The following is a 24,464-nucleotide window of genomic DNA, read 5'->3' on the forward strand; positions in this document are numbered from 1 at the left end:
TTTTCTAAAGAGGTGGTAGCTTAGATTCATATTGTTAAAAAAAAGTTGCAAACAATGGAAATAGATTGGCGAAAATTCAGCTATCGTCGTCTATATTGGATTTTATCGGAATTCAATCTACTCTTAAAATAAACATAAGGAATACGCTATGTCAGATTTAAAAGCGACTCTCTCTCTTAATGACGGCCGTCAATATGAGCTTTCTGTTCACCAAGGCACATTAGGTTATGATGCTATTGATGTGCAACCTTTAGTTAAGAATAAACTATTTACTTATGATCCTGGATTTATGTCCACCGCATCTTGTGAATCAGCGATTACTTATATTGATGGAGATGAAGGGGTTTTATTACATCGCGGTTATCCAATTGATGAACTGGCTGAGAATGCTGATTATTTAGAAGTGGCTTATCTTTTATTGTTTGGCGAAAGACCAACACCAGAGCAGCATAGAGATTTTACTAAATTAATTAAAAATCATACTTTAGTCCATGAGCAATTAACTCGATTTTTCCAAGGCTTCCGCCGAGATTCACATCCAATGGCTGTGATGTGTGGTGTAAGTGGCGCACTCGCAGCGTTCTACCATGATTCTATTGATGTGACAAATCAATCTCACCGTGAAATTACAGCGATTCGTTTATTAGCCAAAATGCCAACGCTTGCCGCAATGTGTTATAAATATTCAACGGGTCAACCATTTATGTTCCCACAGAATCATTTGTCTTATTCTGGCAATTTCTTGTATATGATGTTTGCAACACCATGTGAGCCTTACGTCGTCAATCCTGTATTAGAACGAGCAATGGATAAAATCTTTATCTTACATGCTGATCATGAGCAGAATGCGTCAACATCGACTGTAAGAACCGCTGCATCATCAGGGGCAAATCCGTTCGCTTGTATTGCAGCAGGAATCGCTTCTTTATGGGGGCCAGCACATGGTGGGGCAAATGAGGCCTGTATCAATATGTTGGAAGAGATCGGTACAGTAGATCGTATACCTGAATTTATTGCACGAGCAAAAGACAAAAATGATCCATTCCGTTTAATGGGCTTTGGCCACCGAGTGTACAAAAATTATGATCCGCGTGCAAAAGTGATGCGTGAAACTTGTCATGAGGTATTAAGTGAGTTAGGGGTAAACACCCCATTGCTTGAAGTCGCAATGGAATTAGAACGTATTGCTTTAAATGACCCGTATTTCATTGAGCATAAACTTTATCCGAATGTGGATTTTTATTCTGGAATTATCTTAAAAGCCATCGGCATTCCTGTTTCTATGTTTACGGTTATGTTCGCTTTAGCGAGAACAGTTGGCTGGATTGCGCATTGGAAAGAAATGTATAATCAAGGCGGATTTAAAATTGTTCGTCCACGTCAGTTGTATACTGGAGAGAAACAACGTCCATTTGAAAAAATGGAAAAATTATAAGTTGTAGTAAATCCTCATAAGGAAACAGCAAAATACAGGCAACATAGAAAGGGGCAGTGGTTGAACTGCCCTTTATCACATTTTGTTTACCATTGGGTTATGGAGCTATTTATTTACCCAATGTTTTGGCTCAAAACCATCGAATACGCGTAATATTTCTTCTGCGGCTTTACGTTGCAAATCAACCACTGATTCTGTGGTAAACCAAGCGGTATGATCGGTACAAATGGTATTATCTAATTTTAGCAATGGATTATCTTTTGGTACTGGTTCAGTTTCAAAAGTATCAATACCCGCTGCAAATAAATGTCCTTTAGATAGGGCATGAGCTAGAGCTTGTTCATCGATTAGGCCACCACGCCCACAATTAACTAATACTGTAGTAGGTTTCATTAGTGCTAACCGCTGGGCATTGATAATGTGTCGAGTAGTTGGCAATAGTGGTACATGTAGAGAGATAAAATCAGATTGACGGCACAGTTCGTCAATTTCTACTTTCACTACGCCGAACTCATTAGCTTGATCATGAGTTAATAATGGATCCGCAACTAAAGTTTGGCTAAACCCGATACCTTTGGATTTTCTTAATAATTCTTTGGCAATACGCCCAAAACCAATGATACCGAGTATTTTACCTTCAAGACGAGTCATTGGTTCTAACTGTCCAACTCCCCATTTACCATTAACTCGAATATCTCTATCTCTTTGAACAAGGCGTCTTGTTGCAGCAAGTAGCAGTGCTAATGCATGTTCTGCCACATCTTCAGCACCATAATCAGGGACATTTGCCACATAAATCTTTTGCTGTTTTGCGGCTTCTAAGTCTACATTATCAACACCCACACCATAACGAACAATGATTTTGCACCGTTTCATTCCAGTGATAATATCCTTTCTTATTGGTGTATCCCGTACCATTACAGCATCTGCATCTTTAACTTCCTTCAATGTATTTTCCAAAGAACTGTTAATAGGCACTGTTACAAAGTTGACATCGTATTTAGCTAGAACGCTTTTTTCCTCTTGATAATGCAGGTAGCCAGGTTCAATAATGACTATTTTCTTCATAACTTCTTTCCTTTTCTGAAATGTTAGTTTTATTAGAGGTTATCTGACTGGTTTCTGTTGTTCAAGATGTGTTTTTCTATATTTGTGATTTGTATCATATAATTTAATTGATTTGGTTAAATTTTATAATTTTTTGTTAAAAATGTGATCTAATTCACTTTTAAAATTTATATTAAACTAATATTATGCTCAAAAAACTTACATGTTAATTTAAACTTGATAAGGGGTTGAATATGAAAAAGATGCTACTTAATACTTTACTTTTATTAGCGATTAGTTCATCGGTTAATTTCTCTTTTGCAAAAACTAACATTCGAGTTGGTCACGGAGCAACCGATTCATTCCATATGCACAAAGCATGGATAAAATTTAAAGAAATTGTAGAAAAAGAATCAAATAATGAGATCACTGTAGATATTTTTCCTAATGGACAAATTGGTGGTGATCTGGAGTTGATCGAAAGTACACAATCAGGAATTATTGAAATGACCAGTCCCACAGCTGAAGTGATGTCTGGTTGGGATTCGGCATTCTCTGTACCTGGATTGCCTTATATGTTTCAAAACAGAGAGGAAGCATTAAAAGCACTCTATGGTGAATTTGGAGATCAGTTACTTAAGAAAGTCGAAGAGTTTGGTTTAGTTGGATTGGGGTGGATGGAAACGGGGATTCGTAATATAACAAGTAACAGAAATTGCCCAGTTAACCAACCTGAAAATTTAAAAGGGGTAAAGATTCGCACCATGCAAGTTGATGCCCATATTGATGCTTTCAAGGCACTAGGGGCAACACCGACACCGATGTCTTTTAATGAAGTATACTCGGCGTTGCAGCAAGGTGTCATTGATGCTCAAGAAAATCCTCTAGGTCATATTTATTCTGCTAGATTTTATGAGGTACAAAAATGCGTAACATTATCAAATCACGTTTATTCAACGCATATTGTGTTAGCTAATTCTGAATTTTTTAATCAATTAAGTGATAAAAATAAGGAAATTATTAAAACCGCCTTAAAACAAGCCATTGATTATCAACAAAACGTTATTGCTAATGAAGAGCAAGAACAAATTAATGCTATTAGAAATGCAGGCGTTACGGTTACAGAACTCACACCAGAGCAATCCCTGGCTTTTCAAAAAGCAGTGGCTCCAGTGAGAGAAAAATACTTGAAGTCTGCAGATCCAAGTTTAATTGAAAGTCTTAATAAAGCTAAATAGTCTGTCAATATTCCCAAATACATAGCAAAGGTGTGGTTGTCATGATGATTACACTTTTGCTTTTGGAGGCGAATGATGAAATTTCTAAAAGTATTAAATGAAAAAATAGAAATATGGCTAATTAACGTGTTTTTAGCCAATATTGTCTTTTGGGTCTTTTTACAAGTGATATTACGCTATGTGTTTAATAATTCGTTATCTTGGAGTGAAGAATTTGTACGTTGGTGCTTTATTTGGTTTATATGGATAGGCGTGAGTTACGGTTTTAAAACTAAAGCACATATTTCTGTCACTGTATTCGTCAATTTACTTCCTGTTAAAGCACAGAAAATCATTCATATTTTGATTAACCTTATTGTTTTTTGGTGTATGGTGAAATTTACCATTTACGGCTATGAGCAGATTTTAACCCCAATTGTCGCGAAACAACAGTCTGTGGTGTTGTATTATCCATTTACAGAAATACGAGTCGGAGTGAAATGGTTATATATTTCATTAGTCGTTGGTGCTTTTTTAAGTGCTTTCCGATTATTGCAAAATATCTATGATGATATTCAAACCTTTAAAAAAGGGGGGATCTTATGATTATTGCAACATTATTTGGTGTATTTATTTTATTGGTTCTACTTGGTGCACCTATTGCTATTTGTTTGGGTGTCTCTTCTCTGATCGTTTTAGAATATTTGCCAGGTACGCCAAGTATTTCTCTATTAGCAAAAAGTGCGGTTATGGCTGGTAATTCATTTCCTTTAGTGGCGGTCCCTCTATTCGTATTAGCTGGTGAAATTATGCAGCGTGGCGGATTATCTGCTCGTATAGTTAGTGCCTCATATGTTTTAGTAGGAAATGCAAAAGCGGGCCTTGCCTATGTTAATATACTTGCTAGTATGTTTTTTGCTGCTATTTCGGGATCATCGCCAGCAACTGTGGCAGCTATCGGTTCTAATATGATTCCTGAAATGGAGAAAAAAGGATATAAACGCGCGTATTCTGCAGCAATTACTGCAGCGGCAGGCATTACGGGAGTGATGATCCCTCCTTCCATTCCATTAATTATTTATGGCGTTACAGCCAATGTTTCTATAGGGAAACTTTTTCTTGCGGGTGTGATTCCGGGAATATTATTTGGAATCGGTTATATGTTCGTTTCGAAACTAACGATTAATCGTAATTTAATCACGATAAGCCGGGCAACTAATAGCATAGAGCCGGTGATTAATAAAGAAAAACCAACAGGATGGAGACAATATTCTTTTTGGGCATTAATTACTCCGATCATTATTTTAGGCGGAATTTACGGGGGCGTGTTTACCCCAACAGAGGCGGCTGGCGTGGCAGTAGTGTATGCCCTAATTGTGAGTTTATGGATTTATCGAGACTTGAAATATAAAGATTTAGGTCATGTCTTTCTTAAAGCAGGCATTACTTCTGCGACTGTATTGGTCATGGTCGTTATGGCTTCTTCTTTTGGAAGACTACTCACATTGCAAAAAGTACCGGTAGATGTTGCGAATTTTATTATTGATTTATCTAATAACCCTTTGATGGTGCTTTTGCTTATCAATATTATGTTACTTATTGTTGGTATGTTTATGGAAACCATTGCTTCTATTATCATACTTACCCCGATTTTATTACCGATTACTCAGCAACTGGGGATAGATCCTATTCACTTTGGGGTAATCATGACCGTGAATTTGGCAATTGGTTTTTGTACCCCTCCACTAGGTGCAAATCTATTTATTGCGACGGGGATTGCAAATGTATCATTAGAGCAGTTAGTTAAATCCATTATCCCATACTTAATATCAATGATTATAATGCTCTTCCTTGTTACTTATATTCCTCAGCTATCATTATTTTTACCTTCACTTATTAATTAAGTAAGGCAGTTACGGTATAATTTTTCTCATTATAATCTAACAGAGTGGGAACTCTGTTAGATTGCGCTATTTAATAATGAGAAAAGTATGAACAATATAATATTACTAAAAGATATAATCTACCATCGCATTCACCATATGATTATTACAGGTGTACTCCCTATGGGCAGTAAAATATCCGAATCTTTTTTGATGGAGAAATTAAATGCGACAAAATCACCGATTCGAGATGCTATAAAGAAATTGGAGGCAGAGAAGTTACTCATAAGAAAACCGAAAAGTGGGACTTTTGTTTTTACAATTAATCAAAAAGAGCTCGAGGAGTTGCTGGATTTTCGTTATTGTTTAGAAAGTAACGCCTTAAAATTAGTACATAAAAATCATAATACAAAAGTACTCGTTCAACAATTAAGATTAATTTTTGACAAAATGATAGTCTGCTATGAAAACGCTCAAATTAATGAATATATAAATTTAGATTATCAATTTCATAATACAATTATTACCCATTCAAATAATAGTTATTATATTGAGTCTTATAACTTGATTAATGCTCGAATGGCGGCCATTTTGACTTATTTAAAAAATGATGTCTCACATATCCAAAGAGGATACAAGCAACACGAAAATATGATTGTTTATCTTGAGAATAATGATATAGATCGAGCTAATCAAGAGTTATTACACCACATCTCCCCTGAGCATGGCGCTTATTGGCGACTGGAGAATATTAAAAAGTAGCGAATACTTTCGTGTTTTATTCATTTTTAAACATAAGTGACGGGCTTGTTATTGTAGATAATCAGAAAAGAGCGCAGGGTATGCGCTCTGTCGTCAGGTTTATTTGGATTGAGGAATTTCTTCTTGGCAATGGGGACACTGAAGACGGTGTTTTTCATTATTATGTACAATAAAATGTCCCATTTTTTTAGCTTTAGTATCTAAATATTCCGTATTATAACGGTTCTCACCCACATTTAAAGGAACGCGTTCAACGACGTTGATACCTGCTTTTTTCATGGTATCAATTTTGTTTGGATTGTTAGTGAGGAGTCGAACTTTTTTCACTCCTAATAAATCGAACATATCTGCACATACGCTGAAATTACGTTCATCAGCAGCAAACCCTAAAGCGAGATTAGCTTCAATGGTATCCATACCTTGATCTTGTAACGCATAAGCGCGAATTTTGTTAATTAAGCCAATGCCTCGCCCTTCTTCACGATGGTAAATTAAGACACCTCGACCAGCTTGGCTAATTTGACGTAATGCGGTTTCGAGTTGAAATCCACAATCACATTTTAAGCTATGTAAGGCATCGCCGGTTAAGCATTCAGAATGAATACGAGCTAAAACAGGTTCATCACTATTACTGATATCGCCGTAAATGAGAGCGACATGTTCTTTTTTGCTATCGGGAAATTGAAAACCGACTATACGAAATAGACCAAATTTGGTCGGGAGATTTGCTTGAGTAACAAGTTGAATTTTAGGCATATAGAATCCTTGTAAATCATGCTAGAATTAGCGCCTGTTGTTATTTTTTTGTTATTAACTATGCTAAAAAGATTATCATTATATACTTTGTTGCTTTGTCTTGTACCTTTTTTTCTTTGGATTTTTACTCCTGCAACGGAATTAGTGCAATGGGATTATATCCTGTATTGGATTACAGAGACAGGTAGTATGCCTTATGGTATTGGCTTTTCGGTTATTTTGTTATTTATTTTATGTGTGTCTGTTAGCCAACCACACCAATGGAAACGGATTTCTATCGTCTGTATCTGTTCGTTATTGTTAACACAAGGCGTGAAAAGCATACTAAAGGAAACTTATACTGAGCCTCGTCCTTATGTGACAGAACTGGCATTACTGAGCAATACATTGCCGACAGATTTTTACCAACAGTCACGAAAAGAGCGGGCAGAAATAGTGGAGAATTTTTATTTAGAAAACCCAATTGTCCCTACTTGGCTAGCTGAACATCGAAAAAGTGAAGTCGGTTATTCTTTTCCTTCTGGACATACGATTTTTGCTGCGACTTGGTTAATGCTATTTGTGGGGTTTTCTACTTTGTACGGGCAAAAATCTCGTGTTTTGGTACCGCTTATGGCAGTTTGGGCATTATGCATGTCCATCAGCCGAGTACGATTGGGCATGCATTATCCGATAGACTTGCTGGCCAGTGTTTTAATTGCATTTATTATACATAGCATCATTTTTTATTGGCTTGAAAAAAGACAAAGTGCAACCTAATTGGAATAAAGTGCGGTTATAATAAATTTATTTTTCTTATTGATAAACGAGGTGAACGGTGTTATACGGATTTGATATTGGTGGAACCAAAATTGAGCTAGCAGTATTTAATGAAAAATTAGAGAAGCAATATAGTGAGCGAGTAGACACGCCGAAAGAAAATTATGAACAATGGCTAAATGCAATTGTTCAATTAGTTGAAAAAGCGGATGAGAAATTTGGCTGTAAAGGAACAGTTGGATTAGGTGTGCCAGGTTTTGTTAATCATGAGACCGGTATTGCTGAAATTACGAATATTCCTGCGGCAGATAATCAACCTATTTTAAGAGATTTGTCAGAACGACTGGGGCGAGAAGTACGCGCTGAAAATGATGCAAATTGTTTCGCATTATCAGAAGCATGGGACAGCGAAAATCAACAATACCCTTGTGTACTTGGGCTTATTTTAGGTACAGGTTTTGGTGGCGGTCTGGTATTCAATGGTAAAGTTCATTCAGGACAAACCGGTATGGCAGGGGAGTTAGGCCATTTACAGCTTAACTATCACGCTTTAAAATTACTTGGTTGGGATAATGCGCCGATTTATTCCTGCGGTTGTGGTAACAGAGCTTGTTTAGATACATATCTGTCTGGGCGAGGATTTGAGATGTTATACCGTGATTTAAAAGGTGAAAACTTATCAGCCAAAGAGATTATTCAACGTTTTTATGCTAGTGAACAAAGTGCGGTCGAATTTGTTGAACTTTTTGTGGAACTCGCAGCGATTTCAATTGGGAATATTATTACGGCCTTAGATCCACATGTTATTGTATTAGGCGGAGGTTTGTCGAATTTTGATCATTTATACGAAGCCTTGCCAAAAGCCTTACCCGCTCATTTAATGCGTAGTGCGAATGTGCCGTTGATCAAAAAAGCGAAATATGGCGATTCTGGTGGCGTACGTGGTGCAGCAGCATTGTTTTTAGTTAAATAACGTAAAAGGCGGAAAAATAAAATTTCCGCCTTACTTTTAAATCATTTTTACTTCGTAATTCGCTTATATTTAATTCGATGAGGCTGGACAGCTTCTGCCCCTAATGTTTTCTTCTTCCACTCTTCGTAGTCAGAGAAGTTGCCTTCGTAGAAGGTTACTTTACCTTCATCGCCGTAATCAAGGATATGCGTTGCGATACGGTCTAAGAACCAGCGGTCGTGGGAAATCACCATCGCACAACCTGGGAATTCTAAGATCGCATTTTCCAATGCACGCAGGGTTTCTACGTCAAGATCATTGGTCGGTTCGTCTAATAGTAGCACGTTACCACCACGTTGCAGGAGTTTTGCTAAGTGTAAACGTCCACGCTCACCACCTGATAATTCGCCCACACGTTTTTGTTGATCAACCCCTTTAAAGTTGAAACGTCCTACATAAGCACGGCTTGGGATTTCAAAGTTACCAATGGTTAAAATATCTTGTCCATTCGAGACTTCTTCCCATACGGTTTTGCTGTCGTTCATTGCATCACGGAACTGATCAACAGAAGCTAATACCACCGTTTCACCTAAGGTAATTGAGCCTGCATCTGGCTGTTCTTTGCCTGAAAGCATACGGAATAAGGTCGATTTACCTGCACCATTTGCCCCGATAATCCCCACAATCGCCCCTTTTGGAATGCTGAATGAGAGATCATCAATTAAAGTGCGATCACCGTAAGATTTGGTTAAGTTTTGCACTTCGATCACTTTATCCCCTAAGCGAGGACCTGGTGGAATAAAGAGTTCGTTGGTTTCGTTACGTTTTTGGTATTCGCCTGAATTAAGTTCTTCAAAGCGAGCCATACGCGCTTTACTTTTCGCCTGACGCCCTTTCGGATTTTGGCGTACCCACTCCAATTCTTTAGCAATGGATTTTTGACGAGCCGACTCTGCCGCTTGTTCCTGCTCTAAACGTTTCTCTTTTTGCTCTAACCAAGAAGAATAGTTACCCTCCCAAGGAATACCCTCACCACGGTCAAGCTCTAAGATCCAACCTGCTACGTTATCTAAGAAGTAACGGTCGTGGGTAATTGCCACCACAGTCCCTTCGTAGTCGTGTAAGAAACGCTCTAACCACGCAACTGACTCCGCATCTAAGTGGTTGGTTGGTTCGTCTAATAACAGCATATCTGGCTTTTCAAGCAATAAACGGCAAAGTGCCACACGGCGGCGTTCTCCCCCTGATAAATGCTCAATTTTGGCATCCCAATCGGGTAAACGTAACGCATCTGCGGCACGCTCTAATTGATTATCCAAATTATGCCCATCGTGAGCTTGGATAATTGCTTCAAGTTCGGCTTGCTCTGCGGCTAACTTATCAAAATCAGCATCAGGATCAGCATAAAGCCCATAGACTTCATCTAAACGTGTCAGGGCATTTTTTACTTCGGCGACCGCTTCTTCCACTGCTTCACGCACAGTTTGTTGTGGTTCAAGCTTTGGTTCTTGTGGAAGATAGCCGATTTTAATCCCTGGTTGTGGACGAGCTTCGCCTTCAAACTCTTTATCCACGCCTGCCATAATGCGTAACAAGGTAGATTTACCCGCGCCGTTTAAGCCGAGCACCCCGATTTTTGCACCAGGGAAGAAACTTAAAGAAATGTCTTTAAGAATATGACGCTTCGGTGGGACAACTTTCCCCACTCGGTGCATCGTATAAACAAATTGTGATGACATAATTAATCCTATCATGGTCAAAAAAGTGCGGTTTATTTTACTTGAATTTTTAGGAAGTTGTAAGACTTTCACTAGCGAAAAAAAACCCTCCGAGAAGGAGGGCAGGAAAGTAGTTTAGCTATATTATAATTATTTTATTTAGGAACTTTATGAATACCAAGCATCTGCTTAGTGGCGCGTATAGTATCTAATTAATTTTCGATGTGAAATAACTATATGATAAAAGTTTGACGCAGATCACATAATTGATATTTTTATGATTAAATTTACATCTATTATTTTAAAATTCACAAAACATGGACTTATTTTAAGTTGTGTTAGGCTGAAATTTTTCGATTAAAAAATAGGTAAACGAGAAAGATGATAATGATTATCTTCATCTGTTTATGATAATATGAGATTCATAAATAGAAATGACTACGGTAGGATAGGTTGTGAAAATAGGGCGTTATATTCTCTTTTTCGGCGCGTTAAGCAGTTTATCATTTGCAGTAAACGCACATCCCCATGCTTTTGTGGAAATGAAAAATAAAATTTTAGTTGAAAATAATCAATTAGTGGGTTTCTCAATGAATTGGGTTTTAGATGAAGCCAGTTCTTCGGAAATGTTATACGATTTAGCGTTGGCCGGTGAAGATAAGCAGGCTCAGCGTAAATTAGCAGACGAAATGATGAAGAATATTGTTGGTGAGCATTATTTCAGCTACCTCTATGATCAGGCACAACATAAAATAAAATACACGTCAAAACCACGCCATTATGGTTTGAAAGCGGAAGGGTCAAAAATTTCATATTATTTTGAGTTTTTATTGAGCCAGCCACAAACATTGGAAAAAAATCAATTTACTTTAATGACTTACGATCCCACTTATTATGTGTCGATGTACTATGATTCACCTCAAGATGCAACGAGTAAAAACGCAGTGGATTTTTCTGCTCTGCCTAAGGGGTGTTCAGGCACAATAATTGAACCAAATGTGAGTGAACAGCTTGCTGTTTATGCGCAATCCTTAGATCGTTCACAACGGAATGTTGATGATTCTTTAGGGGCCCAATTTGCTCAAAAAGTGGTTATTGTATGTTCATGAAGATGTCTAACTTGAAACAATTAAGCCACATTTTATTATTGATTGTACTAATATTGTGTATCGTGTATTTATTCCCATGGCTATTTACTCAAGTAGCCGTGTGGCAAAAATATATTAATCAGTTGATGTCTGGCTATTTGCACCAACTTAAAGAAAATAATAGTGCGGGATTTTGGTTAATGGGGATCAGTTTTGCGTATGGGGTGTTTCATGCTCTAGGACCGGGACATGGTAAGTTTATCATCGCAAGCTATTTATCCACTCACCAAACACAGCTAAAAATCGGTATGCGCTTAACATTTCTTTCATCGTTGACACAAGGTATGGTTGCTATTTTGGCGACATCTATCCTTGTTGCGGGGCTAAACCTTTCTTCGGCATATTTTAAACTCAGCCAGCTTTGGCTTGAACGGGCAGCTTTTGGTTTACTGATGCTGCTTGGTTTGTATTGGTGTTGGCAGAGTATGCGTGTATGGTGGAGAAAGCGTAATCAGATAAAAAAACGACTGAAAATTAAGAAAATTTCTTTGAATTCTCCGGCGTTCTCTCATGCTCAACCCTCACAAAGTGCGGTAAAAAATCCCCAAGTTTTTCATCAACATGGGGCTGATTGCGGTTGTGGTCATCAACATATTCCGACGAAAAGCCAGCTTGCACAAGTCCAAGATTGGAAATCTCAGTGTTTAGTCATTTTGAGTATCGGTTTGCGACCTTGCACTGGCGCGGTGTTTATCTTGTTTTTATCTTATATGTTGGATTTATATCTTTGGGGAATTGGCGCAACATTATTAATGTCATTAGGAACAGGAATGACATTATCTGGATTTGCGTTGTTAGTGCAATATGCTCGAAAGGTCGCAGTGAATTTAGGGCAATGGTATCTGCACTCCACAGTAGATCAAAAATATCAAGGAATGGGTAAATTTTTAGCCGGTATTGTACTGATCTTTTTCGCTGCTAGTTTATTATATGGAACCACTTTGCCCTTGAGTGGTGGAGCCGCTTTATTTGCTCGTTGACAACAACATTTACATCATGCCGCAAGACTGTTATATTACATAGTTATAGGAATTATTCTCATTTTAATTATTGGCCTAATTTGTCGGATGATTAAGCGGCGTTATTTATTCATTTTATTAATTTTATTATCGATCACATCGTTGTTTTTAGGGGTGAGTACGGTAAATTTGCAAGGATTGTTAAATTTTGATGCAAGCCAATGGCAAATTTTTCTCATTAGTCGTGTTCCACGCCTAGTGAGTATTTTAATTGCGGGTGCGGCTTTGAGTATTTGCGGTTTAGTCATGCAACAACTCAGTCGTAATCGTTTTGTTTCTCCTACAACTGCTGGCACAATGGATTCGGCGCGCCTTGGCGTATTAATTGCTATATTATTATTCCCCTCAGCGTCCATACTACTGAAAACCGGGATCGCGGTGATCGTAGCATTTTTGGGTACGTTATTGTTTATGGCAATTTTGTCTCGACTTAAATTTAAAGACACAATTTTCGTACCGTTAGTGGGGATAATGTTTGGCAATATTATCAGTTCTATTACCGCATTTATTGCCTATCAACAAGATCTACTACAAAACCTTGCGGGGTGGTTACAAGGCGACTTTTCATTAGTCATGAGTGGACGTTATGAAATATTGTATTTAAGCTTGCCAGCATTAGTTATCGCTTATCTATTCGCCAACCGTTTTTCTATTGTGGGAATGGGGGAGGATTTTGCGACGAATTTAGGGCTTCATTATAAGAAAATACTCTACTTAGGATTGGCAATTGTTGCGACAGTGTCTGCGATTATTATTGTTTCTGTGGGTGTAATTCCATTTTTAGGTCTGATTATTCCAAACTTAGTGACTTTGTATTTAGGCGATAATTTGAAAAAGATTTTATCTCATACTGCTATTTTAGGGGCGGTGTTTGTTTTAGCTTGTGATATTTTAGGGCGCACGCTGATTTATCCTTATGAAATATCCATTAACGCGGTTGTCGGGGTAGTCGGCTGTGGTATTTTTTTATATTTATTATTAAAAAGGTACCGCAATGTCTAAGAAAAAAAGCACCGCTTCCCAGCTCCTTATTTTATTATTATGTGTTGTCATTTCCATCGCATTATATTTAGGTTATAACCTGCCTAATCGTTGGGAATATGCCCTATATCATCGAGGTTTAAGCCTTATTGCGATTGTGATTACAGGCGCCGCGATCGCACTAGGGACAATGATTTTCCAAACTATTGTGAATAATCGTATTTTAACACCCGCTATATTAGGTTTGGACTCATTATATTTATTAATTCAAACGACGATTATCTTTGGTTTTGGTGCAAAAACATTATTGTCTATGAATTCTGTGTTGCTTTTTTTTATATCCACAGGATTGATGGTGTTATTTGCGCTAGGGCTTTATATGTTCTTGTTTAAAAAGGAACAGCAAAATATTTTCTTTTTACTTTTAGTGGGCATTGTTTTTGGTACGTTTTTTCAAAGTTTAACGACTTTTATGGAAGTATTAATTGATCCAAATGAATTTCAAGTGGCACAAGATATTGGATTTGCTAGCTTTAGCCGTATCAATACACAGATTTTATGGTATGCCTTAGGTATTTTGGTTATCACCATATTATATACACTAAAATATATGCGTTATTTTGATGTATTAGCATTAGGGCGAGACTCAGCAATTAATTTAGGTATTGCATACCATCAGCTAACATGGCGATTATTAATTATTGTTGCAATATTAACTTCTGTATCGACAGCATTAGTTGGGCCAATGACATTTTTAGGCTTATTGGTGATGAATGTCACCTTTGAATTCATTCGTACTTATCGCCATAGTGTACTGATTCCTGCAGCAATGTGTATCGCGATTATTGCCCTGATTATTGGACAATTTTTAGTGACACACATTTTTAGTTTTAATACGACATTAAGCATTATTGTGAATTTTGTCGGTGGAATATATTTTATTTATTTACTATTGAGAACAAATAAAAAATGGCAATAGAAATTAAAGCAATTAATAAATCTTATGGGGATAAGAAAGTAGTGGATAATGTATCTGTGACGATCCCTAAAGGTGCTATTACGTCTTTTATTGGGCCAAATGGCGCAGGAAAAAGTACGCTGCTTGCGATTATTAGTCGTCTATTGAGTGCAGATAGTGGCGATGTGTTTTTAAATGGTCAAACATTGAAGCAACAAAAAAGTGCAGATATTGCAAAACAATTAGCAATACTGAAGCAATCCAACCATATCAACTTGCGTTTAACTGTTGAAGATTTAGTGGCATTTGGGCGTTTTCCTTATTCCAAAGGAAATTTAACCAAAATAGACCGCACTTTTATTGATAACGCAATTGCTTATATGGGTTTAGATGAACTTCGCCATCAGTATATTGAAAATTTAAGTGGTGGACAGCGACAACGTGCTTATATTGCAATGACTTTGGCGCAAGATACGGACTATATATTATTAGATGAACCACTTAATAATTTAGATATGAAACATTCAGTGCAAATTATGAAAGTACTGCGTCAACTCGTGACAGAGCTAAATAAAACGGTCGTGATAGTGATTCATGATATTAATTTTGCCTCTTGTTATTCAGATTATATTATTGCTATGAAAGACGGAAAACTCGTACAGCAAGGTTGCGTTGCGGATATGATGAGAAGTGACATCTTACAAGAGATTTATAATATGCCTATCCCGATTCAGGAAATAGAACAACAGCGTATAGCGATTTACTTTAGAAATTAAATTAAAAGGAGCATAACATGAAAAAAAGCGTACTCACCATGGCTTTGGCATTGATGGGATTATTCAGTACACAAACACTTAATGCAGCGGAAATTAACGTTCATACCCCTTCCGGTGAACAAACAGTGCCACAACAGCCAAAACGAGTTGTGGTATTGGATTTTGCTGCCTTAGATATTATCCGAGCACTAGGTGAAAAATCCACAGTGGTAGGCGTAACTAAAAGTGGTGTGCTTCCTCAATACTTAGCAGAATTTAAAGATGCTCAATATGAAAATATTGGCTCACCGAAAGAAGCTGATTTTGAAAAAATTAATGAGTTAAAGCCAGATTTAATTATTGCAGCAACACGCCAAGAACAGCTTTGGGGGCGTTTGCAAGAAATCGCACCTGTGTATAAATTTACATTTGATTATCATGATCAATATGCAGGATTAGAACAAAATGTGTTGGCGCTTGGAAAAATTTTTGATCGTGAAGCGCAAGCCAAAGAAAAACTAGCTGCACTCGATAAGCAAATTTCTCATTTGCAAGCGAGTGTCGCAGGAAAAAATGCATTAGTATTATTGGTTAATGAAAGTAATTTAAGTGCTTATGGCGATACTTCTCGTTATGCAATGGTTTATCAAAAATTTGGTTTTACCCCTGTGGATAAGCATATTAAAAGTTCAACCCATGGGCAAAAAGTAGGTTTTGAATATGTGTTGGAGCAGAATCCAGATTATTTGTTAGTGATTGATCGTTCTGCTGCGGTAACAAATAAAACCAATAACGCACAAAAAGTATTAGATAACGCGATTGTCAAACAAACGCAAGCCGCAAAATCTGATCATATTGTTTATCTTGATCCGGCTAATTGGTATTTGGCTTTCGGTGGCTTAGAAGCAACTGAGAATATGGTCAAAGAGCTTGAAAGTGCGGTGAAAAAATAGAAAATATTTTTCATTATGGGGCGGATAATATTCGCCCTTTCCTTTTTATTTCTCAACAAGGAGTTGGCGACTTTAGGATTCGCGGTACATATTCAAAAGTGCCTAATAATCAATGCGTATAATTGTTTCTCTATTTATTATTTTTTTGACATCTGTAAGTTTTGCACAACAGCCCGTTCCAATTCAGGGGAAGCTGGATAATGGACTACGCTATACTCTGTTGCCTTTGGATAAACAGAAAGGGCGTATTGATGTGATTATGCGTGTGTATGCCGGTGGTATTGATGAAACCATGCAACAAAGTGGCGGTGCGCATATGGTTGAGCATTTGGCTTTTCGTGCTAGTGAAAAATATCCAAATGGCGTGATGCCTTATTTACATGAGCAAGGCTGGCTGCGTGGAAAAAATTACAATGCGTTTACTAATCAAGATCACACCACTTACCTCTATATGCCTCCACAACATTTTAGTTTAGCGCAAACTTTAGATGTGGTTAAACAAATGCTATTTGAGGCTCAAATCACTGAGCAGGATTGGGAAGATGAGCGCAAAATAGTGTTAGAGGAATGGCGTTCACGTGACAGTGCGAGACGGCGTTTATATGAACAAAGACAAAGTTCAACCCGCACAGATTCGCGTTATGCTAATCGTCCAGTGATCGGGACAGAACAGAGTATTACCACTATGCCGGTTAAGGAATTGCAAGATTATTATCGCCAATGGTATGTGCCGAATAATATGCAATTATTATTGGTAGGCGATTTTGATGTCAAAAAAGTTGAAGATATGATCCGCTCTTTTTTTGGCGATTTGAAATTTCAGCCTTTACCAACTCGTGATTATTATGAGCCTACACTGAAAACACGTATTCAGGTGGATAAACTTAGCGATCCACAAAATAATAATAGCCAAGTGGCCTATATATGGCGTTTTGATGATACAGCTAGCCAGGAGCAAACTGACGAAGGATTTTATCAACGATTAATTGATAACTTAGCGACCGCTTTAATTAATCAGCGTTTCCAAGATGAAAAATCTCAATTACCTTCAATGATTAGTTCATTAGGTGGTAGAAAATACACTATTGGCAAAACGACATCTGTATTTATGTTGAGTGCGAATGTGGAAAAACAATCTCACCATCAAGCCTTACAATATATGATTGCTCAAACAGAGCGTTTAAAACGCTATCCTATGACCGAAGTAGAATTGGAAAAGCAAAAGGCAAAAATATTGGCTCAACTGGATAACGATCGCAATGTACAAACTCGTTATAGTTTTGATGAGTGGGTACAGGAAATGATTAATACCGTTTTGAATGATAAAACGTTTTATCCTCAAGCTAAAGTGGAAGAATTGGTTAAAGAAAATTTGCCGCAGATCAGTTTGGATATGGTGAATCAGCGTATTCAGCATTGGTTGGCTAGCGGAGATCAAATTGTACAATATATGCCGCCATTAACGGAGCAAGTAGAGCCGATCAGCCCTGATCTTGTTGTAAAATGGCAGCAACAGGCGACGCAAGCTGACCAACCTAAACCGGCACAAACCAATTTGCAGGCTATGCAACTTCCTGCATTGTTAGAGCAAGGTAGTATTGTAGAAGAGCAGCGTTTTGAGGCTCAAAATGTCGTATATTGGACCTTATCTAATGGTGATAAAGTGGTATGGTTAAAAACACCAGTGGCGAAAGATAAAACCTATTTTGTGGCACAAAGTGAGGCCGGTTCTAATGGGAAAGGCGTGAAAAGCTGGCAAGGTAAATTGGCGTTACAGCTGATTGGAATGAATGCACCTTTAGATCGAACACGTAATCAAATGATTGAATGGAAAGAACAAAATGCAATTCCATTAGTTATGCGACAAGGGTTTGAAAAATTAAATATTTTAAGTACGGTTGAAAACCGTAAATTAGCAGATTTATTGCGTTTTTATTATGCAAATCAACAAGAGACGGGAATTAAAGAAGAATTTGATAAAGTTAAAAATGATATTCTTCATCGTTTAGCTGTGCAGGAAAAATCTATTGATTACAAGCGTAACCAAGCATGGGAACAATTTGTTTACGGGAGATTGTTAAATCCACAGCCCACAGCGGAGCAGCTTAATACCATTAGTATTGAAGCATTGCTACAGCAATGGCAAATAATTAAAGATTTTCCAGTAACGTTCTTTTTGGTAAATGACATGGCTGAGGCTGATGTTAAACAGCTTGTAGTACAAAATCTGAGTGCCATTAAACGACAAAAACTGACAGAAAAAACACCGCACTTACTGATTTTACCAGGTAACGAACACGATCAGTTTGCGGCTAATCAAGAAGAAAAAGATAACGTTTATTTGGCGATGTATACGCCTTATACATGGACCGCTAAAGAGGCTTTTGCAACAGAGCTTTTGAGTGCTATCGCATCAGAGAAATTAAGCTATAAAATGCGCGATGAAACGTTAGGTATTTATGGGCAGCGTTTTAATACGCGTTTAGTGCCGGAAGTCAACCGATTGCAAACAACGTTAACTTTTTCTGCTAATCCGGCCATGACTCAAAATTTGATTAACATGGCTAAAGATGTACTTGTGGCGTTACCGGATTCCATTAGTCAAGCCGATTTGGATACTGCAAAAGCGTATTATAAGCAAACAGAGGATAATTTACGCAATACGCCGGAATTATGGCTTAATTGGTTGATTTACAGTGAAAATCAATTTCAGGATCCTCGTTATTTGACTGAGGTGAATGATTTATTGGAGCAGGTGACATTGCAGGATTTGAAAAAACTGGCTACTCAGCTCTACAGTAATGAAAATCAACGTTTGTTTATCACAACACCAAATAAGCCAGAAAAATAATAAAAAATAGACCGCACTTTAATAATAAGTGCGGTTTGTTTTTATTTAAAATTTATAGGCGATGCCTGCCCAAAATTGTCTACCCGTTTCGTAGCTGACAAAACTTTGGTTTTCGGAGCCACCAAGATAAGATGAATTTGCACTACTTGTTGGGACACGACTATTAAATACATTTAATACATCTAAACTTAACTCAAGTTGTTGTCTACCGTTAATCGGTGGTGACCAAATAAAGTGCCAATCTAATGTGGCTTTATCACTGTATTTAGTTAGGCGATAATCCCAAACACCCCCTTTGTAATCACCACAGGCTTGTGGTTGGCTAGATTCTAGGCAGTTTTGGACTTGATAACGTAGATAACGCTTATAGCCTGTTTTGTAGTTTATGGCATGTGACCATTTTAAATGCCAACTTGGAATATCTGTTTGTAATTCTAGATAGCCTTCCCACGGGCGATTGAAGTTAATCGGTGGAAAATCATTAATGGAATCATAACGATTACCTTCGAATAAGTAATAGCGATAAGGTGTGGTTGTAGTGAGTTCTTGGATCAAACTGTCATCATAATTACCATGATAGTTAGTTTTACGGTGCTGATAACGTAGGCCAAAGCGATAGCCTAATTCCAGCAATCCCACTTGGTATGGTCGGATTGTACGTAGATCTAAGGTGAATGTATTGGTTGTACCTTGACCATTATTACTCATGGTACGTTCTGTTTCATTATTCGCTTTTTTGATTTTAACAGGGGTAAATTGATTGCGACTATCACGGCGCACCCAATTAAAGCTCAAAATATTGTCCGCTAATTGATAGCTAAATCCAAGATTCACTTCATCACTGTGTGGCGTTTTAAGAGAATCACTGTTTGCCCATGAAGTATGGTTTGAGCAGTTACCGTTTAGCCAGTCGGCAGTACTGCTAGTGCGTCGGTAAGATTGATTGCAGGCAATATTAGCACGCAAAGCATAGGCAAGCATATTACCGGCATAATAGCGATTTGCGCCACCGGTGAGGTGAACTTTATTATCATTGAATACATCAAGATTAAATGCAAAGCGCGGTGCGATATTGAGATTTTTTAAGAAACTGTCATAACTAATATTCACACCAGGTGTTAATTTTAACCGTTTCCAAAAAATATCATCTGCAACATAAGCGCTGTAATTATAGACGTTGACTTTTGCCCCATACGCAGGATAAAGCATAAGGTTATTGGCATATTGTTTACCGGCAATACAATCAGTACAATTTGTTGCAACATTTTTATAAGCATTGGCTGTGGTGGCGGAGAAATAATAGAGATCTTGTGGGCGTTGTGCTTTAGCTCGGATAATATCTGCTTGCCAACCAAAATCAATATTATGGTCGACAGTCCCCCAAGTGAGGCTATTGAGATCATAATCTTGCTTAAGACTGCTCGTTTGTGTTTGAGATGAGAGCTCGCCTAACCCGCCTTCTCGCGCCCAAGTACATTTGCCAGTGTTATTGTTATAGGTCGTACACCAGTCAAAATCCATATTTTGTGCTTGCCAATTATGATATTGATAGCCACCATCGTATTTAATACGGTTGCGCTGATACTGATAGCCGATGATAGAATGAATTTGCCCCCAATCTAACTGCAATTTGGAATCTAAATTGAAGCGCCAACCGCCCCCGTCAGTTTGGTAGCGACCATTACGCACGTTATCTAGAAAGAATGTGGCGCTATGGGGGGAATACATAGTTGTCGCGGATAGAAGATGATTCTCTGTAAGTTGATGGGAGAGTTTGAGCATAAAGGTTTCGTTCAAACGACGTTCTTTTTGTCGCTTTTGCAAACTTTTATGATATTCAGGCATCTTGGATTGAGTACGGTTATAGCTAAATAGAGCGGCACTTTCTGCGGAAAGAGGCTGATTATAAGTGAAATTAAAAATATGTTTAACAAATTTGGGCTGCATATCATGGATAGCATCCGCCTCATAAAACCCCTCGTCTTGTTCTTTGTCGCTTAATTGAAACTTTGTCCAACTATCCCGTGTGGTCCGATAGCTTATCATGCCGCTAACGCGAGTCGGATCTGCCTCTTTTAATTCAGCTTCCAATACACCACCGGTAAAATGGCTAAATTTTGCGGGAACATTGCTATCGTATACGGTTAAGTTTTTGAGCAGAGATGAATCTACATAGAATGCTTCAGGTGAGCCAGGCGCTAAGGTCATTCTCGCTGGATTTTCATAATCTTTTTCGGATTTATAGCCGCCATTGCTTGCTCCGGGATTCATAATGTCATTATTAGATAAACCGTCTAGAATAAATTGATTGTTATAATAGGGTTCACCATGGATAGTAATAATTTCAGGCGCAATTTCTCCCCCTTTGGTAGAATTATTCGCCGTATCAGAAAATTGCACCGCAGGATTGCCTTTTAATAATCCTGTAATGCTGCCGTTGCCTTTGGGTTTGCGAGCAATAGTGTCGGCATTTAAACGCTGTTCGGCATTCGCAATAAAATCACCACTGACATAAATCGTATCAAGGGCATTATCGACAAATTGGCTTTCATTTGCAGACACAAATGGAGTGGAAAGTGTCGCGACAGACACGGCTGTAATCAGTTTTTTTGCCATAGAATTATCCTTAAATTATGCAAAAGAGAATTGTTCTCAATTATCTGGATTTTTCTTCGTTTAGCAATATGATGGATAAGTGAAAAATGAGAGCTGAATCGTAAATCTGAAAGAAAATAAAAGTGCGGTGAATTTTTGCAATTTTTTTGAGAAAGAAAACGTATAGAAGCATGAATAACCACATAAAACATATGTGGTTAAACATTATGACTGACATGATGATTAATCTCGCGTGGTAATATAACGTTTTGCCCAAGTGGATAATAAATCAGTGAGATAGACGAGCATGAGATAGCATAATAAATACAATGTTATTTCGGAATAATGAAAGAAACTCATGGCTAATTTAAATTGCATACCTAATCCGCCTGCTCCCACAAAGCCCACAATGAGAGTGGCACGAATAATATTTTCCATACGGTATAATATATAGTTCAAAAAGGCATGCATGACAGTAGGATAAATCCCATAAAACAGAATTTGTGTTTGTGAAGCACCATTTTGAGCTAAATAACGGATAGGCCTTTCGTCCATATCTTCGATGACTTCGCCACATAATTTACCCAATACCCCAAGATTATGAATAGCAAGCGCTAATGCACCTGGCACAATACCCGGTTTAAAGATAAAGACCAAAATCATCGCCCACATTAATTCCGGCACTGCACGGCTAAATAAAAATAAGAAACGGCTACAATGATAAGCGATTTTATGAGGCCAACCAGCCTGAAAACCTAATTTTCCTTGTGCAACATTACGAGCGGAAGGTAACACCAAAATAAACATGGAAATAGCCGCAATCCCTGTTGCTAAAATACTCATGACAAAGGTTTCCCATGTTAACCATAAAGCTTTTTTCCACATTTCAGGATCGAGGTAAGCCGGTATTGCTTCGTCTAGGCCTAACATGCCCTCTATAAATTCCATCAAATAATTGACATTTTTTGCTTGAAAGAGATCGGAAAAAGCATTGGGTTGCTCATTTAAAATATATAACCAAGACCAAATCAGCAATAATAAAACAAGCCAAAAGGAATATTTAATAAAATAACGATCGATGTGTTGTAGTAATTTATGCATTATTTCACCCTCTTTCTGACGGCGTAACTCCAGCGATCAATAAATATAATCATCGCAACGAGAAAAATTAAAAAGGTCCACACTTGATCATATCTTAAATCTTGCAAGGAAAGCTGAATCTGCATACCAATACCGCCCAGTCCAACAAAGGACAGAACAGAGGAAGAGCGAATCGCACATTCAAGGCGGTACATGGTATAACTCAACATCATAGGGAAAGCCTGTGGTAAATAGCCATAAATCAATAATTGCAAGGGGGTTGCACCATTTTCAGTTAAGGTTGCAATTGGCTTATAAGACACGGTTTGCAGGGTATCTGCGAAAATTTTACCTAGATAGCCAGAATAAGGAATCGCGAGAGAAAATATCGCGCCAATAGGGTTTAGTCCTACGGCTGCGACAAAAAACCATGCCCAAATTAATTCATGAATAGCGCGTAAAAAACCAAGTATTGCTCGTGCAGTGGTTTGTAATAACTTAGAGGGAAATAGCACGCCTGAAGCAAAAATAGCAAGAATAAAACCACTTATTAAGGCTAAAGAAATGGTGAGTAAGGCATAGGCAAAGGTTAACAAACTTGATTTGAATGCCAATTTTAATAATGCAGGGGAAAAATCGGGCTGAAGTAGACTGGTGAATAAACGCTGTAAAGTTGCCCAGCCACCTGAATGCATAATACCTTTTTCATGATCAATGGCAAATAAGCTAAATAAGAATACCAACAAGAGTATTAGGGTTAAAATATGGCGGCGTTCATTCAAAGAGGTTTTCATCTTGTACTCATTTGTATAAGGTATTCAGTTGTTGTTGAGTCACTTGATCAGTTTGGAGATCAAAGAGAATTTTGCCAGCCTTAATGCCGATCATTCGATCAAAATAGGTTTTTGCATATTCCACCGAATGCATACTTGCTATTAGGGTTTTGTTATGTTCTCGCACTAATTTGGTCAGTAATGTTAAAACATTGTGGGCATTTACCGGATCTAGAGCTGAAACCGGCTCGTCAGCTAAAATCAACATCGGATTTTGTACGAGTAAACGAGCGATAGCAACGCGTTGTTGCTCGCCACCGGATAATTCAGTGGTAGGTCGATAGATTTTGTCACTTAATCCTACAGCGGTAAGGGCGGATTGAGCCAATGGGATCTCTTGCGGTTTAAATAGCGATAATAACGATCGCCATATTCCCCAACGGTTTAATCGTCCAGCTAAGACGTTGTGTACGACTTCAAGTTGTTTGACTAAATCATACTGCTGATGCAGCATGCCTACTTTTTGCGCATAGACTTTATTATTGTGATAATCAAGAATATTTGTTTGATCAAGCAAAATAGTCCCTTCTGAGAGGGGGAGTGTGCGCATAATCGCATTCATAAGGGTGGATTTGCCTGAACCACTTGGGCCCACTAAAGCAATAATTTCTCCCGACTGAATATTCAATGAAACACGATCTAATACGAGTTTTTCATTAAAACGCTTGGAAACATTGTGCAAGGAAAGGATATGTTGAGACATAAATAACCTTAGAAAATAAGGGCGGTTTGAGTGGAATCTAATAGGCGTAATTCCCCCAA

The 24,464-nt window shown here is 37.8% G+C and carries 21 protein-coding genes; 14 read left to right on the forward strand and 7 right to left on the reverse strand.

What is annotated here, in order from left to right; all coding sequences use genetic code 11:
* The first annotated feature begins 148 nt into the window (after positions 1-148).
* A complete protein-coding gene (locus CVP05_RS00390) occupies positions 149-1,435 on the forward strand; it encodes a citrate synthase (RefSeq protein ID WP_100287585.1) in 1,287 nt (428 codons plus the stop codon).
* A 105-nt stretch (positions 1,436-1,540) separates the two neighbouring features.
* Here the strand turns inward: CVP05_RS00390 and CVP05_RS00395 are convergent, their stop codons facing one another.
* Positions 1,541-2,503, reverse strand: a complete 963-nt coding sequence (locus CVP05_RS00395) for a C-terminal binding protein (protein WP_100287586.1) — start codon at positions 2,501-2,503, stop codon at positions 1,541-1,543.
* 233 nt (positions 2,504-2,736) lie between these two features.
* On the opposite strand from CVP05_RS00395, the gene CVP05_RS00400 reads away from it, so the two are divergent.
* From CVP05_RS00400 to CVP05_RS00415, 4 genes are all read left to right on the forward strand, one after another.
* Positions 2,737-3,720: a TRAP transporter substrate-binding protein gene (locus tag CVP05_RS00400; RefSeq protein ID WP_207761331.1), complete on the forward strand. Its 984-nt coding sequence runs from the start codon at positions 2,737-2,739 to the stop codon at positions 3,718-3,720.
* Positions 3,721-3,792: 72 nt separating this feature from the next.
* Positions 3,793-4,305: a TRAP transporter small permease gene (locus CVP05_RS00405; protein ID WP_207761332.1), complete on the forward strand. Its 513-nt coding sequence runs from the start codon at positions 3,793-3,795 to the stop codon at positions 4,303-4,305.
* Positions 4,302-5,603 (forward strand): TRAP transporter large permease, encoded by a 1,302-nt coding sequence (locus CVP05_RS00410; RefSeq protein WP_100287588.1) that lies wholly within the window; start codon positions 4,302-4,304, stop codon positions 5,601-5,603. Before CVP05_RS00405 ends, CVP05_RS00410 begins: the two co-directional genes overlap by 4 nt.
* Before the next feature lie 87 nt (positions 5,604-5,690).
* On the forward strand, positions 5,691-6,344 hold the full coding sequence (locus CVP05_RS00415) for a GntR family transcriptional regulator (RefSeq protein ID WP_100287589.1): 654 nt from the start codon (positions 5,691-5,693) through the stop codon (positions 6,342-6,344).
* 99 nt (positions 6,345-6,443) lie between these two features.
* On the opposite strand, the gene ribA is transcribed toward CVP05_RS00415, so the two are convergent.
* A complete protein-coding gene (gene ribA, locus CVP05_RS00420; protein ID WP_100287590.1) occupies positions 6,444-7,100 on the reverse strand; it encodes a GTP cyclohydrolase II in 657 nt (218 codons plus the stop codon).
* Between the two features lie 60 nt (positions 7,101-7,160).
* On the opposite strand from ribA, the gene CVP05_RS00425 reads away from it, so the two are divergent.
* Entirely contained in the window at positions 7,161-7,859 is a 699-nt protein-coding gene (locus tag CVP05_RS00425) for a phosphatase PAP2 family protein (RefSeq protein WP_100287882.1), read from the forward strand.
* A 58-nt stretch (positions 7,860-7,917) separates the two neighbouring features.
* Entirely contained in the window at positions 7,918-8,832 is a 915-nt protein-coding gene (nagK, locus tag CVP05_RS00430; RefSeq protein ID WP_100287591.1) for an N-acetylglucosamine kinase, read from the forward strand.
* A gap of 47 nt (positions 8,833-8,879) precedes the next feature.
* Here the strand turns inward: nagK and ettA are convergent, their stop codons facing one another.
* Positions 8,880-10,550: an energy-dependent translational throttle protein EttA gene (ettA, locus tag CVP05_RS00435; RefSeq protein ID WP_100287592.1), complete on the reverse strand. Its 1,671-nt coding sequence runs from the start codon at positions 10,548-10,550 to the stop codon at positions 8,880-8,882.
* A 440-nt stretch (positions 10,551-10,990) separates the two neighbouring features.
* Here ettA and zevA point away from each other — a divergent pair, with 440 nt between their 5' ends.
* From zevA to CVP05_RS00470, 7 genes are all read left to right on the forward strand, one after another.
* A complete protein-coding gene (gene zevA, locus CVP05_RS00440) occupies positions 10,991-11,638 on the forward strand; it encodes a zinc transporter binding subunit ZevA (RefSeq protein ID WP_279324772.1) in 648 nt (215 codons plus the stop codon).
* A complete protein-coding gene (zevB, locus tag CVP05_RS00445) occupies positions 11,629-12,657 on the forward strand; it encodes a zinc transporter permease subunit ZevB (protein ID WP_279324770.1) in 1,029 nt (342 codons plus the stop codon). Before zevA ends, zevB begins: the two co-directional genes overlap by 10 nt.
* 87 nt (positions 12,658-12,744) lie before the next feature.
* On the forward strand, positions 12,745-13,698 hold the full coding sequence (locus CVP05_RS00450; RefSeq protein ID WP_100287594.1) for an ABC transporter permease: 954 nt from the start codon (positions 12,745-12,747) through the stop codon (positions 13,696-13,698).
* Entirely contained in the window at positions 13,691-14,656 is a 966-nt protein-coding gene (locus tag CVP05_RS00455) for an iron chelate uptake ABC transporter family permease subunit (protein WP_100287595.1), read from the forward strand. The genes CVP05_RS00450 and CVP05_RS00455 overlap by 8 nt, the downstream gene beginning before the upstream one ends.
* On the forward strand, positions 14,647-15,411 hold the full coding sequence (locus CVP05_RS00460; protein ID WP_100287596.1) for an iron ABC transporter ATP-binding protein: 765 nt from the start codon (positions 14,647-14,649) through the stop codon (positions 15,409-15,411). Before CVP05_RS00455 ends, CVP05_RS00460 begins: the two co-directional genes overlap by 10 nt.
* A 17-nt stretch (positions 15,412-15,428) precedes the next feature.
* Positions 15,429-16,343, forward strand: coding sequence for a siderophore ABC transporter substrate-binding protein (locus CVP05_RS00465; protein ID WP_100287597.1), 915 nt, complete (start codon positions 15,429-15,431; stop codon positions 16,341-16,343).
* Positions 16,344-16,455: 112 nt separating this feature from the next.
* Positions 16,456-19,194 (forward strand): M16 family metallopeptidase, encoded by a 2,739-nt coding sequence (locus CVP05_RS00470; protein WP_100287598.1) that lies wholly within the window; start codon positions 16,456-16,458, stop codon positions 19,192-19,194.
* 45 nt (positions 19,195-19,239) lie between these two features.
* Here CVP05_RS00470 and CVP05_RS00475 read toward each other — a convergent pair whose 3' ends face one another.
* The 4 genes from CVP05_RS00475 to CVP05_RS00490 all read right to left on the reverse strand — a co-directional run bounded on the left by CVP05_RS00475 (position 19,240) and on the right by CVP05_RS00490 (position 24,405).
* Positions 19,240-21,810: a TonB-dependent receptor gene (locus tag CVP05_RS00475; RefSeq protein ID WP_100287599.1), complete on the reverse strand. Its 2,571-nt coding sequence runs from the start codon at positions 21,808-21,810 to the stop codon at positions 19,240-19,242.
* 222 nt (positions 21,811-22,032) lie between these two features.
* A complete protein-coding gene (locus CVP05_RS00480; protein WP_100287600.1) occupies positions 22,033-22,890 on the reverse strand; it encodes a PhnE/PtxC family ABC transporter permease in 858 nt (285 codons plus the stop codon).
* Positions 22,890-23,663: a PhnE/PtxC family ABC transporter permease gene (locus CVP05_RS00485; protein WP_100287601.1), complete on the reverse strand. Its 774-nt coding sequence runs from the start codon at positions 23,661-23,663 to the stop codon at positions 22,890-22,892. Before CVP05_RS00485 ends, CVP05_RS00480 begins: the two co-directional genes overlap by 1 nt.
* Positions 23,664-23,670: 7 nt before the next feature.
* Positions 23,671-24,405 carry a phosphonate ABC transporter ATP-binding protein gene (locus CVP05_RS00490; RefSeq protein WP_100287602.1) on the reverse strand — a complete coding sequence of 245 codons (735 nt, stop codon included), beginning with the start codon at positions 24,403-24,405 and terminating at the stop codon, positions 23,671-23,673.
* Between the last annotated feature and the right edge of the window lie 59 nt (positions 24,406-24,464).

Origin of the sequence: Conservatibacter flavescens, from assembly GCF_002795425.1 — a bacterium.
GTDB lineage: Bacteria > Pseudomonadota > Gammaproteobacteria > Enterobacterales > Pasteurellaceae > Conservatibacter > Conservatibacter flavescens.